The organism is Nocardiopsis sp. M1B1, assembly GCF_052466615.1.
In genome coordinates, this window is record NZ_CP196194.1 from 92,932 (window position 1) to 108,169 (window position 15,238).

Here is a 15,238-nt window from a genome sequence, read left to right on the forward strand (position 1 = left end):
GCTCACCCGGACCCTTCCTCGGTCCGGGCCCCGGACGTGCCCTCGCTCAGCACGTCCACGCTCGCCCGGGCGTCGTCCAGGCTCTCGGCGGGCAGGGTGTTCTCCACCGAGCCGCGGTCGGCCTCCGAGAGCGAGTCCAGGGTGATCCGGGTCTCCTCCACCTCCTCCGACAGGCTGAAGCCCGCGATGTCGGTGTTGATGCCCTGGTAGATGCTGACGGTGTCCCCCGAGGGGGAGGGGCCCACGTAGTACTGGCTGTTCACGTAGCGGCTGCCGAAGTAGTACGTGGCTCCCGCGACGACGGCAACCACGACCACGAACACCAGCACCATCGGCCACCAGCGCCTGCGGCGGTACTCGGGTTCGGGACGGCCCCGCCGGTCGGCCGGCGGGGCCTCGTAGTCGTCGTATTCGCCGTTGTAGGGCTCCTGGTAGGCGCCGCCCGCGGCGTAGGCGTCCGGGCCGGGCTCGTCGCGGACGGGGTCCATCTCGGCGGTGTCGCCGGATCCCCCGCGCAGTTCCTGCGCCCGTCTGGCGGGTGTGTCGTTGCCCTGGTCGACGTTCTCGCGGCGCTGGTCGGCGGCACCGACCACCTGGGAGGTGCGGGTGGGCCCCTCGCTGTCGGTTTCGGCCTCGATGACGTCGGCGACGACCGCGGTGATGTTGTCCGGGCCGCCTCCGCGGATGGCCAGCTCGATGAGCTTCTTGGCCGCGCCGCGCGGGTCGGCCTCGGTGGCGAGGGTCTCGTGGATGGTCTTCTTGCTGACCACGCCGGAGAGCCCGTCGGAGCAGAGCAGGTAGCGGTCGCCCGCCTTGGCCTCGCTGATGGAGATGTCGGGGTCGACCGGGCTCTTGCCGTCCAGGGCGCGCAGGATGAGGGATCGCTGCGGGTGGGTGGCGACCTCCTCCTCGGTGATCTTGCCCTCGTCCACCAGGGTCTGCACCAGGGTGTGGTCGTGGGTGATCTGCTCGAAGCGGGGGCCGCGCATGAGGTAGGCGCGGGAGTCGCCGATGTGGATGAGCGCCACCCGCGGACCGGCCCAGAGCATGGCGGTCAGGGTGGTGCCCATGTTCTCCAGCTGGGGCTCCTCCATGATCCTGCGCGACAGGGAGGCGTTGGCCTGCTCGACGGCGCGCTGGAGGACCTCGGCCATCTCGTCGGACCGGGGCGGCTCGGAGTCGAGGCGGCGGATCGAGGAGATCGCGATGGAGCTGGCCACCTCGCCGCCCGCGTAACCGCCCATGCCGTCGGCGACCGCGAGGAGGTTCTGGCCGGCGTAGCCGGAGTCTTCGTTGCCTTCGCGGAGGCATCCTACGTCGGAGTACGCCGCGTATCGGAGAGCGATTGTCATTTGCGCAGTTCCAGGACGGTTTTGCCGATACGGATGGGCTGTCCCACCGTGATGGGCTGGGGGCGGTTCAGCTTCTGCTGGCCGAGGTAGGTGCCGTTCGTCGAGTTCAGGTCCTCCACGAACCAGCGGCCGTTGTCGGAGTAGACGCGCGCGTGGCGGCCGGACGCGTAGTCGTCGGTGATGACGAGAGTGGAGTCCGGGGCGCGTCCGATGAGGATGGGCTGCGAGGCGAGGTCGACGCTGGTGCCCTTGAGCGACCCCTGGGTGACGACCAGGGCCGTGGGCTCGTTCCGGCGCGCGCGGGGCTGCCGTGGCGGCCGGGCGGGCTGCGCCGACGAGTACGACGCGGAGGGGTCCTGGTCCCGGCGCGGCGCCGCCGGGCGCGGTTTCCTCCGGGGCTTCTTCTTGGAGCCGAAGAGATCCGTGCGGATCACACCGATCGCGGTGAGGACGAACAGCCAAAGCCCCGCGAGATACACGATCTTGATCAGTATGAGGGTCAAGTTGGACATCGAACTGCTCTTCAGCCCCTGTCGTGCTTCGGCCGGGATGGCGGTCATCTGCGCCGCCACCGTGTCTGCCCACCTTCGGGTCGGTGAGTCTCGAGGTCGCTGGACGCGGCCTGCGGCCGCGGCCATTGTGCCCGATCGGTCAGGTCTTCGCGGAGACTACCTTCCCGGCCGGATATCCGACAGCGGGCCTGAGCCCGGCCCGCCCCTTGTCAGACGCCGGCGGAACCGCGTTGGTTTTCCGGTTCCGCCGCCGGTCGTCAGTCGCGGCGGAACGTCATGGTGGTGCGGCCGAGGCTGATCCTGCTGCCGTCCACCAGGCGGGCCTGCCTGACCTGCTGTCCGTTGACGAAGGTCCCGTTCGTGGACCCCTTGTCCACGAGGATGGCCTCGTCGCCGTCCAGCCGGATCTCCACGTGGTGACGGGAGACGCCGTTGTCGACCAGGCGCAGGTCGCAGTCGGTGCCGCGGCCCAGGAGGGTGACCGGGGTGGTCAGCTCGAAGGACTGCTGCATCCCGTGGCTGGCGATGGCGCCCTCGGCGGCGGCGCCGCCGGGGGAGATCAGCAGGCGCGGACGCCCGGCCTGCTGCTGGCCCCCGCTCGGACCGGGGTCGCCGACGGGCTGGCGGACCTCGCCGTCCTTGCCGACCATGGTGCCGCGCACGACGCCGGAGCGGATGCGGAAGCGGCCGGTCTTGAGGCCTTCGTCGGACCTGAAGTGCACGCGGACCGGACCGACGAAGGAGTAGCCCTGCTCCGTCGCGTAGTCGCGTGCCAGCTTGGACAGCTCCTGCCCCAGGCTGTCGGCGTAGACTTCGAGGCGCTCCTTGTCGCTGCTGGCCAGCTCGACGATGAAGTCGTTCGGAACCAGGGTGCGGCCCTGGGCGACGATGGCCGCCCGCTCGTCCATCTCACGCTGGACGGCGCTCGCCACCTCGACCGGTTGGAGCTCGGACTTGAAGGCCATCGCGAAGGTGCCTTCGATCATGCCCTCAAGCCTGCGCTCGAAGCGTTGGAGCACTCCCACGAGGTACCTCCCTTTGTACTCCACTTCGTATGTGTAGACGATCGTAACCGGGTAAAGGTGCCCCTGGTTTCAGGCGCACCCCCGGGACGGCCGCCTGAGGGCCGCGGACCGGTGGTCCGAAAAGCGTGTGCGACCCACCTTCAGACCGTGCTAGCCTTATGCATGTCGCCAGGGGGAAACGGACGAAAAGCCCGGTTCACTTGGCAACACAACTGAATGGCATGTCACTCGGGCGGGTGGCGGAACGGTAGACGCGCACGGTTCAGGTCCGTGTGTCCGAAAGGATGTGAGGGTTCAAATCCCTCCTCGCCCACGTTGCGCGGGTTGCTGCTCGCTGACCTTCGGTCAGCTCGCGGCAGCCCGCGGTTTGTTTTTCGGGGGGCGACCCCCGTACCCCCGACTGGCGCGGGTCGCTGCTCACCGGCCTCCGGTCAGCTCGCGGCAGCCCGCGGTTTCTTTTTCGGGGGGCGACCCCCGTACCCCCGACTGGCGCGGGTTGCTGCTCACCGGCCTCCGGTCGGCTCGCGGCAGCCCGCGGTTTGCTTTTCGGGGGGCGACCCCCGTACCCCCGACTGGCGCGGGTCGCTGCTCGCGGTCAGTCCTGGGGCACGACTTCTTCGTACCCCGGTGGCGTCAGGTTACCCGGCGAAGGTCGTTCGACCCCTCCACCGGTTTCCCGTTCCTCCTGGTCTCCTCCCCGGCCCCGCGGTCGGACCGGGAGCGCACCACGGGCCGGAACCGGGCGGCGTCCCCGCCCGGCCCGGTCCCGGTGCCCGTGTCCTCAGCCCCGGTCCTCCCTCTCCCCTCGGTCACCCACTCCAGCCGTTCGCGGATCGAGACCCGTTCCGGTGAGGCCTCGATCCGGTCGAAGGAGCGGCGCTCAGCCGCGTGCGGCGACCTCCTCCCGGTCGGACCCGCCGGGCCGGTCGACGGGGTCGAGCTGGACACCGCAGGCCAGGCGCCGGGTGTGGTCCACGACGCGCGTGGGCCCGTCGAGCAGGACCGGCACGGTGTGCCGGACGTCCTCGCTGGACGCGGACAGCAGCAGCTCCAGGCGGCCGGGTTCGACGAGGCGCCGCCCGTCCGGGCCGGTGTAGGAGGCCAGGTCGGCGTGGACGGAGAAGTCCACCGCCCGTGCCTCCCCGGGCTCCAGGTGCACCCGCGCGTAGCCGACCAGCTGTCTGCGGGGCCTGGCCACCTGGGCGACGGGGTCGTGCAGGTAGAGCTGGACGACCTCGGTCCCGGCGGCGCCGCCGACGTTGCGGACGGTGCAGCCGACGGTGACCTCGCCGTCGGTGCCCACCCGGGGGACCTCTTCCGGTCGGACGGCGCCCGCGTCCACGCGCGGGTCCTCCCAGACGAACCGGGTGTAGGACAGGCCGTGGCCGAAGGGGTGGCGCGGGGTGGGGTCCACCGAGCTGACCTCGCTGCGGTGGGCCAGGTCGGGGCCCAGGTAGGTGGTGGGCTGGCCGCCGGGCGCGCGCGGCACGGACACCGGCAGGCGCCCGCTGGGGTTGACCCGGCCCGAGAGCACCCCGGCCACGGCGGGCATGCCCTCCTCGCCGGGCAGGAAGGCCTGGACGACGGCGGCCAGCCGGTCGGCGACCGGGCCCAAGGCGTAGGGCCGTCCGGACACCACCACCGCGACCACGGGGGTGCCGGTGTCGGCCAGGGCCTCCAGGAGCTCCTGCTGGACCCCGGGAAGGCGCAGGTCCTCGGCGTCGCAACCCTCGCCTGAGGTGCCCCGGCCGAACAGGTCGGAGCGGTCGCCCACCACGGCCACGCACACCCGGGCGCGCCCGGCCGCCGACACGGCCTCGGCGAAGCCGTCGGTGGAGTCGCCGTCCACCGAGCACCCGGCGCGGTGCTCGACGCGGACGCCGGGCAGTTCGGCGCCCAGGGACTCCAGCAGGGTGGGGATCTCCACCCCGACGGCGGTGCCGGGGTGGCGCCTGCCCACGTGGGCGGGGAAGGAGTAGCAGCCGAGCACGGCGTCGGCGGTGTCGGCGAGCGGGCCGACCAGGGCCAGGTCCCCGGTGTCGGCCAGGGGGAGCGCGTCGTCGGTGTTGGAGAGCAGGACCACCGAGCGCTCGGCGAGCTCGCGGGCCAGCGCGCGGTGTTCGGCGGGGTCCAGGTCCACGGGGACGGCGGGGTCCCCGGGCTCCGGGGACCAGTCGGCGTCGAGCAGGCCCAGCTGGCACTTCTGCGTCAGCACGCGCCGGGCGGCCCGGTCGACCAGTTCCTCGGGCACCTCGCCCGAGCGGACCAGGGCGGTGAGCCGGTCGCCGTAGCAGTGCACGGTGGGCAGTTCGACGTCCACGCCCGCGGTCAGGGCCAGGGCGCCGGCCCGCTCGGCGGAGTCGGCGACGCGGTGCAGGGTCTGGAGGAAGGCGACGCCGAAGTAGTCGGCCACCACGGTGCCCTCGAAGCCCCACTGGTCGCGCAGCAGGCCGGTGAGCAGGCGCGTGTCCGCGGCGGCGGGCACCCCGTCGTTGTCGTTGTAGGCGGACATGACCGACCCGGCGCCTCCGTCGCGCACGGCCATCTCGAAGGGGGGCAGCAGGACGTCGGCGAACTCGCGCGGGCCGATCGAGACCGGCGCGAGGTTGCGGCCGCCGCGGGAGGCCGAGTAGCCCGTGAAGTGCTTGAGGGTGGCCACGATCCCGGCGGACTGGAGGCCGCGCACGTAGGCGGTGCCCACGGTCGCCACGAGGTGGGGGTCCTCGCCGATGGTCTCCTCGGTGCGGCCCCAGCGGGGGTCGCGGGACACGTCCAGCACGGGGGCCAGGCCCTGGTGGACGCCGACCCGGCGCATGCTCGCGCCGATCTGCGCGGCCATCCGCTCGACCAGGTCGGGGTCGAAGCTGGCGCCCCAGGCCAGGGGGACCGGGTAGATCGTCGCGGTCCAGGCGGCGAACCCGGCCAGGCACTCCTCGTGGGCCAGGGCCGGGATGCCGAAGCGGTTGGCGGCCATGATCTCCCGCTGGCTGCGGGCCAGCGACGCCCGGCCGGCGGCGGGGTCGACCGGGGTGGTGCCGAAGGGCCGGGTGAGCTGGCCGAGGCCGTGCTCGATGACCTTCTCCCAGGCGGGGGGCTCCTGGGTGAGGTCGTGCTGGTGCGGTGCGACGGCCTCGCCGGAGGCGTCCGCGCTCACCCACACACCGTGAAGCTGGGCGACCTTCTCCTCCAGGGTCATCGATCCCAGCAGTCGCTCGACGCGCGTCGCGCCGGGGAGGGAGGGGTTCCGCCAACCGTCGTCGGCGGCCTCCCGGTCCGCGACGTGTTCCGAGGGTCCGGTCATGTGGGTGGGCCTTTCTGTGCTCAGTGGGGATGCGGGGGAGTGGTGTGTCCGGATGGTGGCCCGCGCGCCATGGAACTCCGAAACTTTCGAATTTAGTATCGAAACTTACTGACGGAGAATGTACGTAGTCGCGGTAGGCAGGTCAACCCCCGTGAGAGATATACGTCACAGGAAAGTGGTGACCTGCGGTGCCGAAAAGGGGGCCTGTGGGCAGCGGGGAAGGGGTTTCGTCAACCGCGTCCAGGGAAACCCGAAGAGGCTCGAAACTTTCGGAAAAGCGGCCGAGGCCAGCCGTCCGGGCCGCCCGGAATCTCGGAAGGGGCGGATGGGACACTTCGGGCGTGGGAATTCTCGAACGACTCCATGAGATCGGGCGGCCGCTGGTCGCCGAGCAGCTGGCGCACCCGACCGTCGCCGGGATCGCCCGGGGCGACCTGGACGAGCGCGCCTTCCGGTACTGGCTGGAGCAGGACCACCTCTACCTGCTCGACTACGCGCGGGCCTTCTCCCGGCTGGCCTGGCAGGCCCCCGACGGGCACCTCGCCGACCTGGTGGGCATCGCGCACAGCACCCTCAACGAGGAACTGGAGCTGCACCGCTCCCTGTCCGGGGAGTTCGGCGCCGACCTGACCACCCGGGACAAGGGCCCGGCGTGCGCGGCCTACACCGCCTGGCTGCTCGACGCCGCCGCCGACTACCGCGACGGGCTCGCCGCGGTGTACCCGTGCATGTGGGGCTACAACCAGCTCGGGCTCGCGCTCGCCGAGAGCCGCCCGGAGGAGCCGCGCTACCGCCGGTGGGTCGACACCTACGCCGACCCGGAGTTCACCACCCTCACCGAGCACTACGGACGGATGCTGGAGGAGGCCGCCCCGGAGCCCGCGCGCGCCGAGCGCCTCTTCCTGGAGGGCATGCGCCACGAGGTCGCCTTCTGGGACACGCCCCACACCGCGCGCACCGCCTGAACCGCGCGCACGCGCGCCAGGGTTCGGCTCCGGGGCGGTCGGGCCGTCGACTCCCACCGGTCCGCGCGCACGCGCGACGGGAAGCCCGCGGTCGTCCACAGCACGGAGAACGTTCTGGTGCCGCCTGTCGGCGGGCGCCTAGCCTTGATGCGGGGGGCCAAGTTCCGCCGACGGGCGCCTCACACGCCCCCGTGTCCATGGTCTCCCGGTCGGCTCCTCGGAAGCGATCCCCTTCCGCTGCCTGTGGACGAACGGCACACGCGCGACGGGGAGCCGGGCGGCGCGGCCCGGCTCCCCGCTCTGCCGTCGGGTGCCGCCCCGTCAGGGGTTGAGTACCGTGGACAGGGTCTCGAAGCGCTCGATCTCGCAGCCGTTGCGCTTGTTGAACTCGGTGTCGACCTCGGTCCCGCCGACGTGCCCGGTCACGTGGACGACCTCGGGGCCGCCCACCTGCATCGTGCACATCATGTCGGAGGTGTCGCCGCTGCTGAAGGGGCCGGTGCCGACCTCCTCGATCTCGGCGCAGGCCGCCTCGGGGTCGGGGTGGTCGCCGCCCGCGGGGGAGCAGGTGAGGGTCCACACCCCCTCCTCGTAGCCCTCCGCGGGCTCCAGGCCCTCGTCCCCGCTGAGAGTGCGTTCGATGGTGAGGCTGGTCTCGGCCTCCCCGCCGCCGGTCTCCCCCGGGGACGGGGAGGCCGCGTCGGAGGCGGAGGAACTGGTGTCGTCGGATGCGGACTCGGGTGCGTTCACCTCGGCGGGTTCGTTGCCGCAGGCCGTGAGGAGCAGGCCAAGGGCTGCGAGGGCGGCGAGGCGGACCGGCAGGGCCGTCGCGAAGGTGTGCTGAGCCATACAGTTCGGACGCGGGGGGTTTCCGACGGGTTCCCCCGCTTCTCACATTTTTCGGAGTACACGGATACAGGGGGTCACATGTTCGGCAGCGGTGTTCCGGAGGCCAACGCCACCGAGGTGCCCGAGGGCGCCTACCTCCTCGACGTCCGCGAGGACGACGAGTGGAACGCGGGCCACGCGCCCGACGCGACGCACATCCCGCTCGGCCGGCTCAACGAGCGCGCGGGCGAGATCCCGCGCGACCAGCGGGTCTACGTCGTCTGCCGCGTGGGCGGCCGCTCGGCGCAGGCCGTCGCGGCGATGAACCAGGCCGGGTGGGACGCGGTCAACGTCTCCGGCGGCATGCAGGCCTGGCAGCACGCCGGACGCGACATGGCCGCGGAGGGCGGCGCGGAGCCCCGGGTGATCTAGCGCGCCGGGGCCGATTTGGCTCCGATTGCGCAAAGCCCTGCCCCCGGGCCGCTTCCGGGTGGCACTATGACGTCGTGAGTTCCGAGCGCGCGCCCCTCAGCGCCGAAGCCGTGCTGGCCGCCTCAGCGGACGCGGTGGTCTGCGTCGACAGCGAACTCCGAGTCACCCTCTGGAACCCGGCCGCCGAGCGGTTGTTCGGCTGGCGTGCGGAGGAGGTGCTCGGGGGCGAGCTGCCGATCGTCCCCGCCGAGCTGAGGGCCGAGCACGGCGCGGTGCTCGAACACGTGCGCGCCGGAACCCCGCTGTCCATCCACACCCGCCGGGTGCGCAGGGACGGCGCGGTCGTCGACGTGCGGATCAACACCAACCGGGTGCCCGGCGCCGACGGCGGCGTGGCCGGGTGGGTGCTCAACCTCTACCCCTCCGACAGCGACGTGCAGGCCCGCTCCTCGGCGATGGAGCGGGCCCGTCTCGTGCGGCGGCTCACCGACGTGGTCGTCGACATCAACGCCGACCTCAGCCTCAAGACCGTGCTCGACCGCATCTCCCGCGGCATCACCGAGCTCACCGGGGCGGACGCGGGCGGCTTCGTCCTGCTCAACGAGGACCGCGTGGAGCTGGTCAGCATCTCGGAGCTGTCGGAGGACCTCCAGGGGTTCAGCTCGGCGCTGGACGACAGCCTGTTCGGCGAGCTGCTGCGCAGCGGCAAGTCCGTGCTGCTGGCCAACGAGGACACCCGCGGCCTCCAGGACCTGGTCTGGGCCGACCTGCCCGGGCTGCACACCATCGCGCTGGGCGTGTCCAACGTGCACGGCCGTCCCTACGGCGCCCTCTACGCGCTCTACAGCCAGCGCAAGGTCGGGCACGTGGAGCTGGAGCTGCTCGAACTGCTCGCCGCGCACGCCGGGGTGGCGATCGGCAACGCGCTGGCCTACGAGGAGCTCAACCGCCAGCGCGTCCACGAGCAGGCCGTGGCCGACTCCAGCGCCGACGGGATCGCCGTGCTCGACTTCGGCGGCCGGGTGCGCAAGTGGAACCGGTCGGCGGTGGAGCTCACCGGCTACCCGGCCGAGGTGATGGAGGGGCGCCACCCGCCCTTCCCGCTGCCCGCCTGCCACGGCCAGCCCGTCAAGCACAAGCTCCGCGACGGCCGCTGGCTGGAGATCCTGATGGCGCAGATCCCGCGCACCCACGAGTGGGTGGTGGACTTTCGCGACATCACCGCGCAGAAGGCCATGGAGGACGAGCGCGAGGAGTTCCTGGCCACGAGCGGACACGAGCTGCGCACACCCATCACCGTCATCCACGGCTACGCCACCACTCTCCTGCGCAAGTGGTCCCGGCTCAGCCCGGACTCGCAGTACCAGGCCGTCGGCACCATCGCGGAGCGCTCCTCCGCCCTGGCCGCGCTGGTGGACCGGCTCCAGCTGGGCTCGGACGTGGCGCGCGGCGAGATGCGGGTCGGCCGCGACCGGTTCGACCTGCCCGAGGTGCTGCGGCAGGCGGTCAGCGCCTTCCGGCCCCTGTCCGACCGGCACGACGTCACCCTGGACGACCTGCCCGACCTCCCACCCACGGCGGGAGACCCGCTGGCCACGAGCATGATCATGGACCAGCTGCTGGACAACGCCCTCAAGTTCTCGCCCCGGGGCGGGGCCGTGCGCGTGAGCGCGTGGGAGGAGGGCGACGCCGTCGCGGTCGTGGTCGACGACGAGGGCGTGGGGCTGCGCCCGGGCGACGAGGAGCGGATCTTCGACCGCTTCGTGCAGTCCGGGGTGCGCGGCGAGGAGTCCCGCTTCGGAGGGCTCGGTCTCGGCCTCTACATCGTGCGCCAGCTGGCCAGGGACCAGGGCGGCGACGTGACCGCCCAGCGCCTGGAGCGCGGGACGCGCATGCGGTTCACCGTGCCGCTGCACTCCGGCGGGGGCACGGGGCCCTCTGCGCGCGGCGAACCGCTCCACAGGCAACCTGAGTCCCAGGAAACAACAAAAACCTCACCAACCCCCGAACCCCTGTCCCGTCAGCGATCCCCGCGCCGACGTGCGAGCCGTACGCCGTGATTCACTTCTCGGTGGGTTTCCTCCCGAGGTGAACGGGGCATTTCCACCCCTGGTGGAATTCGCTGGCACACATCGGGCGGGTTCCGGACGGCCCGAGAAAGCACCAACGCGCAGGGATTTCGACGTGTCAGGAGACCACACCCCACTCGACGCGGGGGACAGCCCGCACAAGGTCGAGCGGAGCGTCACGCTCCCCCACACCCCCGCCACCGTGGCCGGTGCCAGGCAGCGGCTCTGCCGCGACCTCCGCGCCATGTGCGTCAGCGAGGAGTGCGTGGACGACGCGGCCCTCGTCCTCAGCGAACTCGTCAGCAACGCCCTCCGCCACGCCCGCCCCCTGCCCACCCCCGAGAACCCCGAGGACAGCGTCGGTGTGTCCTGGCGGGCCGAGGTGGACCGCGGGTCGGGGGCGTGCGGCTGGGTGGAGATCGCCGTACGCGACGGCGGCTCCAGCACCATGCCCCGGGTGGCGCGGCCCTCGGTCTCCGGCCTGGGCGGCCGGGGCCTGGGCATCGTCCAGTCCCTGTCCGGCCGCTGGGGCACCGAGATGGACGCGACCACCACCACGGTGTGGGCGGTCCTGGAGATCCCCGCCGAGGGCTCCGCCGCCGAGGAGGAGGACACGTCCCGGGGGCTGCCGGAGGGCTTCGGGGCGAACCCGTACCCGGACGCCGCCGACGTCGTCGAGCTGCGGCTGGGCGCCGCCGAGGACACCAGGGCCCGCAGCGCCCTGCTCTGAGGGAGGCCGCCGCGCGGCGGCGCCGCCAGCGCGGAGGAACGTCACCGATGTCGCGAAACACCGCCAACGAGGTGGCCCGGCGCTGGTGGGGCCGCTACAGTCACGACTGTGGAGTTGAAGATATCAAGCCGGTCTCAGCAAGACGTCGCGGTGGTAACCGTTGGCGGTGAGATCGACCTGTACACGGCACCCCAGTTGCGTGACGAGCTCATCGGAGCCCTGGAGGACGGGGCGCGACGGCTGGTCGTCGACATGTCGCGGGTGGAGTTCTGCGACTCGACCGGCATCAGCGTGCTGCTCTCCGCCATGAAGCGCTCCCGCGACAAGGACGGCGACCTGGAACTCGTGGCTCCGAGGCCCGCGGTGACCAAGGTCCTGGAGGTGACCGGGCTCGACGCGGTGTTCGTCATCCACCCCGACCTCGACGCGTTGCCGGTGGCCGCGGGAACCGGCACCGCCCAGTAGACGGGACGCGCGTGCTTCGTGGGGAGGGCGCCGGTCCCGAGGGGACCGCGATCGCCGTGGTCATCGCCGCCAAGGATGAGGCGGCGCGCGTGGGCAGCACCGTCGAGGCCGCCCGCGCACTGCCCGGGGTGGACCTGGTCGTCGTGGTCGACGACGGCTCCGCCGACCGCACGGCCGAGCTCGCGCTCGACGCCGGGGCCCGGGTGATCAGGCACAGCCGCAACCGCGGCAAGGGGGCCGCGATGGAGACGGGCGCGGAGGGCGTCCGGCTCATCGAGGAGCACGAGGCGGGGGACGGGGCCCCGCGCTCCCCCCGACACCTGCTGTTCCTGGACGCCGACCTGGAGGCGACCGCCGCGGAGGCGGCGCCGCTCGTCGAACCGGTCCGCGACGGCAAGGCCGACATGACCATCGCCCTCTTCCCCGCGACCCGCATGCGCCTGGGCGGCCACGGGTTCGTGGTGCGCCTCGCGCGCGGCGGCGTCCGCAAAGCCACCGGGTGGGAGCCCGAGCAGCCCCTCAACGGCCAGCGCTGCCTCACGCGCGCGGCCTTCGAGGCGGCCAGACCGCTGGCCCCCGGCTTCGGTGTGGAGACCGGTCTGACCATCGACGTGCTGAGGGCGGGTTACCGGGTGCTGGAGGTGGAGGTGCCGCTGGAGCACCGGGCCACCGGCACCGACCTGCGCGCACAGCTGCACCGGGCCCACCAGTTCGCGGACGTGGCCCGGGCCCTGGCGGTGCGCGAACTGCGGCCCACCGTGCGGCGCGGGTGGGACCGCACCCGTGAGCGCACACGCACGGCGGGACGGCAACTGTCCCGCAAAATCGGGCACATGACTTGGAGAAACCGCCCGAAGTAGCCACATGGGTGCACTGTGTAGCTATACGCTCGCTCCGTGTTCACTACGATCCTGGCTTTGACGGGAATGCTCTCGGGACTGGGCGCGCTCGCCCTCGGCTGGCACGCGCTGTCCAGTGCCCGTGTGGCCGGCAGCGAGTCCCGGGCACTCGCCCAGCGGGCGGCCGCGGTCAGCGCCTCGGGCGTGGACCCCTTCGCCGTGCGCGACGTGGCGGTGCTCCACTACGACGCCCTGGAGGAGATGTCGGGCGCCCGCTCCTTCTCCCTGGCGCTGCTCAACAGCGAGGGCGACGGCGTCGTCGTCACCTCCATCAACGGGCGCACCGAGTCGCGCACCTACGCCAAGGCGGTGGTGGGCGGGGAGTGCGACACCCTGCTCAGCCCGGAGGAGTACCGGGTCGTGCGGTCGGCCCGCCTGGGGGAGGGCGTCGGCGCAGCCGCGACCGCGGGAAGTCCGTCGTCGCAGGGGGTGTCCTCCGCCGGGGTCCGGCCGACGCCCCCGTCCGCCGCCCGGGAGGAGCCCGGGTCCCCGTCGTCCCGGGACGGGGAGCGGGGCGCGCGTGAGGACGCGGAGGCCGTTGACGCGGGTCCGGTCCGGGAGTGGGACGAGGCCGTCCCGGCAGCCTCAGCCGTCCCGAACGGCACGGGCGTTGGACCCGGTCCGACCGCCCCGGCTGTCCGGACCGCCTCAACCGCTCCGACAGCCTCAGCCGTCCCGAACACCACGGGTGCGACCCGAGAGAACGTGGAACCGGCTCCGGCGGGCCCGTCAGCACGGACGTCCCGCGCCACCGAACCCGTCGCGGATGACAGCCGAGAGGCACCGGACGCCGCTCCGGTCTTCTCGAACGCCACGGGTGATCAGCACGGCGCTCCGGCCACCGGAGCTACTGCGGACCCGGAAATTCCAGTCGCCTCTGAGGTCGCGGACGACGGCCGAGAGGACGCCTCCGTGGCCCCGGCCGACCCGGCCGTCCGGCCCGCCTCAACCACTCCGTCAGCTTCGTCCAACCCGGCAGTCCCGGGCGGCGACCGGGAGGAGCAGGAGCCCCGCGGCCTCGTCTCCGTGATCCGCAGGACCATCGGGCGCGTCGGCGCCGACCGTCGGCCCCCCGTCGCGGCCGTGCGTTCGGGCGTCGGAGCGGCGAGGCCGATCGCCTCCGCCAACGTCACGGTACGGCCGGGGCCCTCCGCCACCGCTGCGGGGAGCACGGGGACCCCGGACACCGGGAACGCGACGGCCGCCCAGCCGGGCCCGGAGGCCCCGGCCGACGAGGAGGCCGGCGGGGAGGGCGCCCGGGAGGCGGACGCCCCCGCGTCGGAGGCGCGCAGGTGACCGCTCCGACACGGCCCGGACTCCGGTCCGACCCCGGACACGGGCCCGCGCCGCGTCCCGAACCGCCGCACCCGGCGCACCGGTCCGTATAGCCTGGTGTTATGCCCAACCGCTACGCCTACCTCGGCCCCGAGGGCACCTTCACCGAAGCCGCGCTGCGCAACCTGCGTCCGGACGCGCCCGACGAGGCCCGCGTCCCCTGCGAGGGGGTCGCCGCGGTGTTCGACGCGGTCCGCTCCGGCGCGGTCGACGGCGGAGTCGTCCCCCTGGAGAACTCGGTCGAGGGCGGTGTCACCGCGACCATCGCCGAACTCGTCAACGGCGCCCCGCTCCTCGTCACCGGCGAGACCGCGGTCCCGGTCGAGTTCTCCCTGTTCGCGCGGGGCGGGACGGTGCTTGAGGACGTCAAGCGGGTGGCCACCCACCCCCACGCCCTCGCCCAGTGCCGGGGCTGGCTCTCCCGCAACCTGCCCGACGCGGACACGCACACCGTCTCCTCCACGGCCGCCGCCGCGCGCGCCGTCTCCGAGCCCGGCGCGCCCTACGACGCGGCCATCTGCGCCGTGATCGCCGGGGAGCGCTACGGCCTGCACGCCCTGGCCTCCGGTATCGGCGACCGCTCCGACGCGGCCACCCGATTCATCTACCTGTCCCGGCCCGACGTCCTGCCCGCCCCCACCGGGGCCGACCTGACCTCGCTCGTCGCCTTCATCGCCGACGACCACCCCGGCGCCCTGATCGAGGTCCTCAACCAGTTCGCCGTGCGCGGGGTCAACCTCACCCGGCTGGAGTCGCGCCCCACCGGCGACCGGCTCGGCAGCTACTGCTTCTGCATCGACGCCGAGGGACACGTGGCCGAGGCCCGGGTCGGCGAGGCCCTCATGGGCATCCGGCGGGTCTGCCGGGACGTGCGCTTCCTGGGCAGCTACCCGCGCAGCGGCCGGACCACCGAGAACGACCCGCCGCTGCGGCCCCGACCGGCCACCGACGCCGACTTCGCCGAGGCCGAGCAGTGGCTGGCGCGCATCCGCGCCGGCCAGGTCGACTGAGGCCGGGCCCCGGCTCCGCCGACGGCTTCCCGCGCGGCGCGCGAGCGCGGGCGGCCCCGACCGCTGGCCGCCCGCTCCCGCCCGATCCCGGGTTCGCGCTCCCCACGGGCCCCCGGGACCGGCGGTCCTCAGACCCGGACCACCTCCCTCGGGGCGCCCCGGCGGACCTCCTCCCCCGCGTCCGCGCGGTCCAGCTCCAGGCACAGCGCCAGCCTCAGCGCGAAGTCCTCGGGACGCGTCGCCCCCAGCACCTCCAGCGCGCTGCTGAGCTCCTCCGCGGTCATCTCGTTCAACGGCTTCACGATCGTCCCCCTC

At 73.0% G+C, this 15,238-nt stretch carries 14 protein-coding genes and 1 tRNA gene; 9 read left to right on the forward strand and 6 right to left on the reverse strand.

Annotated features, from left to right (window positions below):
- Window positions 1-2: 2 nt before the first annotated feature.
- From ACSTA4_RS00365 to ACSTA4_RS00375, 3 genes are all read right to left on the reverse strand, one after another.
- Entirely contained in the window at window positions 3-1,352 is a 1,350-nt protein-coding gene (locus ACSTA4_RS00365; protein WP_444962028.1) for a Stp1/IreP family PP2C-type Ser/Thr phosphatase, read from the reverse strand.
- The gene (locus tag ACSTA4_RS00370; protein WP_200904095.1) at window positions 1,349-1,864 is read right to left on the reverse strand and encodes an FHA domain-containing protein FhaB/FipA; all 516 of its coding nucleotides are present in this window, start codon (window positions 1,862-1,864) and stop codon (window positions 1,349-1,351) included. The genes ACSTA4_RS00365 and ACSTA4_RS00370 overlap by 4 nt, the downstream gene beginning before the upstream one ends.
- A gap of 257 nt (window positions 1,865-2,121) precedes the next feature.
- Window positions 2,122-2,889, reverse strand: a complete 768-nt coding sequence (locus ACSTA4_RS00375; RefSeq protein ID WP_444962029.1) for an FhaA domain-containing protein — start codon at window positions 2,887-2,889, stop codon at window positions 2,122-2,124.
- A gap of 230 nt (window positions 2,890-3,119) precedes the next feature.
- Here ACSTA4_RS00375 and ACSTA4_RS00380 point away from each other — a divergent pair.
- A tRNA-Leu gene (locus ACSTA4_RS00380) sits at window positions 3,120-3,202 on the forward strand.
- Window positions 3,203-3,769: 567 nt separating this feature from the next.
- Here ACSTA4_RS00380 and ACSTA4_RS00385 read toward each other — a convergent pair.
- Window positions 3,770-6,190, reverse strand: coding sequence for a beta-xylosidase/alpha-l-arabinosidase (locus tag ACSTA4_RS00385; protein WP_444962030.1), 2,421 nt, complete (start codon window positions 6,188-6,190; stop codon window positions 3,770-3,772).
- A gap of 341 nt (window positions 6,191-6,531) precedes the next feature.
- Here ACSTA4_RS00385 and ACSTA4_RS00390 point away from each other — a divergent pair, with 341 nt between their 5' ends.
- Window positions 6,532-7,155: a TenA family protein gene (locus ACSTA4_RS00390; protein ID WP_130395953.1), complete on the forward strand. Its 624-nt coding sequence runs from the start codon at window positions 6,532-6,534 to the stop codon at window positions 7,153-7,155.
- Window positions 7,156-7,476: 321 nt separating this feature from the next.
- Here the strand turns inward: ACSTA4_RS00390 and ACSTA4_RS00395 are convergent, their stop codons facing one another.
- On the reverse strand, window positions 7,477-8,004 hold the full coding sequence (locus tag ACSTA4_RS00395) for an SSI family serine proteinase inhibitor (protein ID WP_444962031.1): 528 nt from the start codon (window positions 8,002-8,004) through the stop codon (window positions 7,477-7,479).
- 78 nt (window positions 8,005-8,082) lie between these two features.
- Here ACSTA4_RS00395 and ACSTA4_RS00400 point away from each other — a divergent pair, with 78 nt between their 5' ends.
- The 7 genes from ACSTA4_RS00400 to pheA all read left to right on the forward strand — a co-directional run bounded on the left by ACSTA4_RS00400 (window position 8,083) and on the right by pheA (window position 14,923).
- Entirely contained in the window at window positions 8,083-8,415 is a 333-nt protein-coding gene (locus ACSTA4_RS00400; RefSeq protein ID WP_274975643.1) for a rhodanese-like domain-containing protein, read from the forward strand.
- A gap of 74 nt (window positions 8,416-8,489) precedes the next feature.
- Window positions 8,490-10,475 carry a PAS domain S-box protein gene (locus tag ACSTA4_RS00405; RefSeq protein WP_444962032.1) on the forward strand — a complete coding sequence of 662 codons (1,986 nt, stop codon included), beginning with the start codon at window positions 8,490-8,492 and terminating at the stop codon, window positions 10,473-10,475.
- A 124-nt stretch (window positions 10,476-10,599) separates the two neighbouring features.
- Window positions 10,600-11,214, forward strand: a complete 615-nt coding sequence (locus tag ACSTA4_RS00410; protein WP_444962033.1) for an ATP-binding protein — start codon at window positions 10,600-10,602, stop codon at window positions 11,212-11,214.
- 108 nt (window positions 11,215-11,322) lie between these two features.
- Window positions 11,323-11,679 carry an STAS domain-containing protein gene (locus tag ACSTA4_RS00415; RefSeq protein WP_013156254.1) on the forward strand — a complete coding sequence of 119 codons (357 nt, stop codon included), beginning with the start codon at window positions 11,323-11,325 and terminating at the stop codon, window positions 11,677-11,679.
- Between the two features lie 11 nt (window positions 11,680-11,690).
- Window positions 11,691-12,539, forward strand: a complete 849-nt coding sequence (locus ACSTA4_RS00420; protein ID WP_444962034.1) for a glycosyltransferase — start codon at window positions 11,691-11,693, stop codon at window positions 12,537-12,539.
- A gap of 36 nt (window positions 12,540-12,575) precedes the next feature.
- Entirely contained in the window at window positions 12,576-13,874 is a 1,299-nt protein-coding gene (locus ACSTA4_RS00425; protein ID WP_444962035.1) for a DUF4446 family protein, read from the forward strand.
- Between the two features lie 101 nt (window positions 13,875-13,975).
- The gene (pheA, locus tag ACSTA4_RS00430) at window positions 13,976-14,923 is read left to right on the forward strand and encodes a prephenate dehydratase (RefSeq protein ID WP_444962036.1); all 948 of its coding nucleotides are present in this window, start codon (window positions 13,976-13,978) and stop codon (window positions 14,921-14,923) included.
- 128 nt (window positions 14,924-15,051) lie between these two features.
- Here pheA and ACSTA4_RS00435 read toward each other — a convergent pair whose 3' ends face one another.
- Window positions 15,052-15,225, reverse strand: a complete 174-nt coding sequence (locus ACSTA4_RS00435) for a mechanosensitive ion channel (RefSeq protein WP_444962037.1) — start codon at window positions 15,223-15,225, stop codon at window positions 15,052-15,054.
- Window positions 15,226-15,238: the final 13 nt, after the last annotated feature.

Coding starts and splice junctions, on each gene's coding strand:
- pheA (WP_444962036.1), top strand. CDS start 13,976: ATGCCCAACCGCTACGCCTACCTCGGCCCCGAGGGCACCTTCACCGAA.
- ACSTA4_RS00385 (WP_444962030.1), bottom strand. CDS start 6,190: ATGACCGGACCCTCGGAACACGTCGCGGACCGGGAGGCCGCCGACGAC.
- ACSTA4_RS00365 (WP_444962028.1), bottom strand. CDS start 1,352: ATGACAATCGCTCTCCGATACGCGGCGTACTCCGACGTAGGATGCCTC.
- ACSTA4_RS00370 (WP_200904095.1), bottom strand. CDS start 1,864: ATGTCCAACTTGACCCTCATACTGATCAAGATCGTGTATCTCGCGGGG.
- ACSTA4_RS00400 (WP_274975643.1), top strand. CDS start 8,083: ATGTTCGGCAGCGGTGTTCCGGAGGCCAACGCCACCGAGGTGCCCGAG.
- ACSTA4_RS00395 (WP_444962031.1), bottom strand. CDS start 8,004: ATGGCTCAGCACACCTTCGCGACGGCCCTGCCGGTCCGCCTCGCCGCC.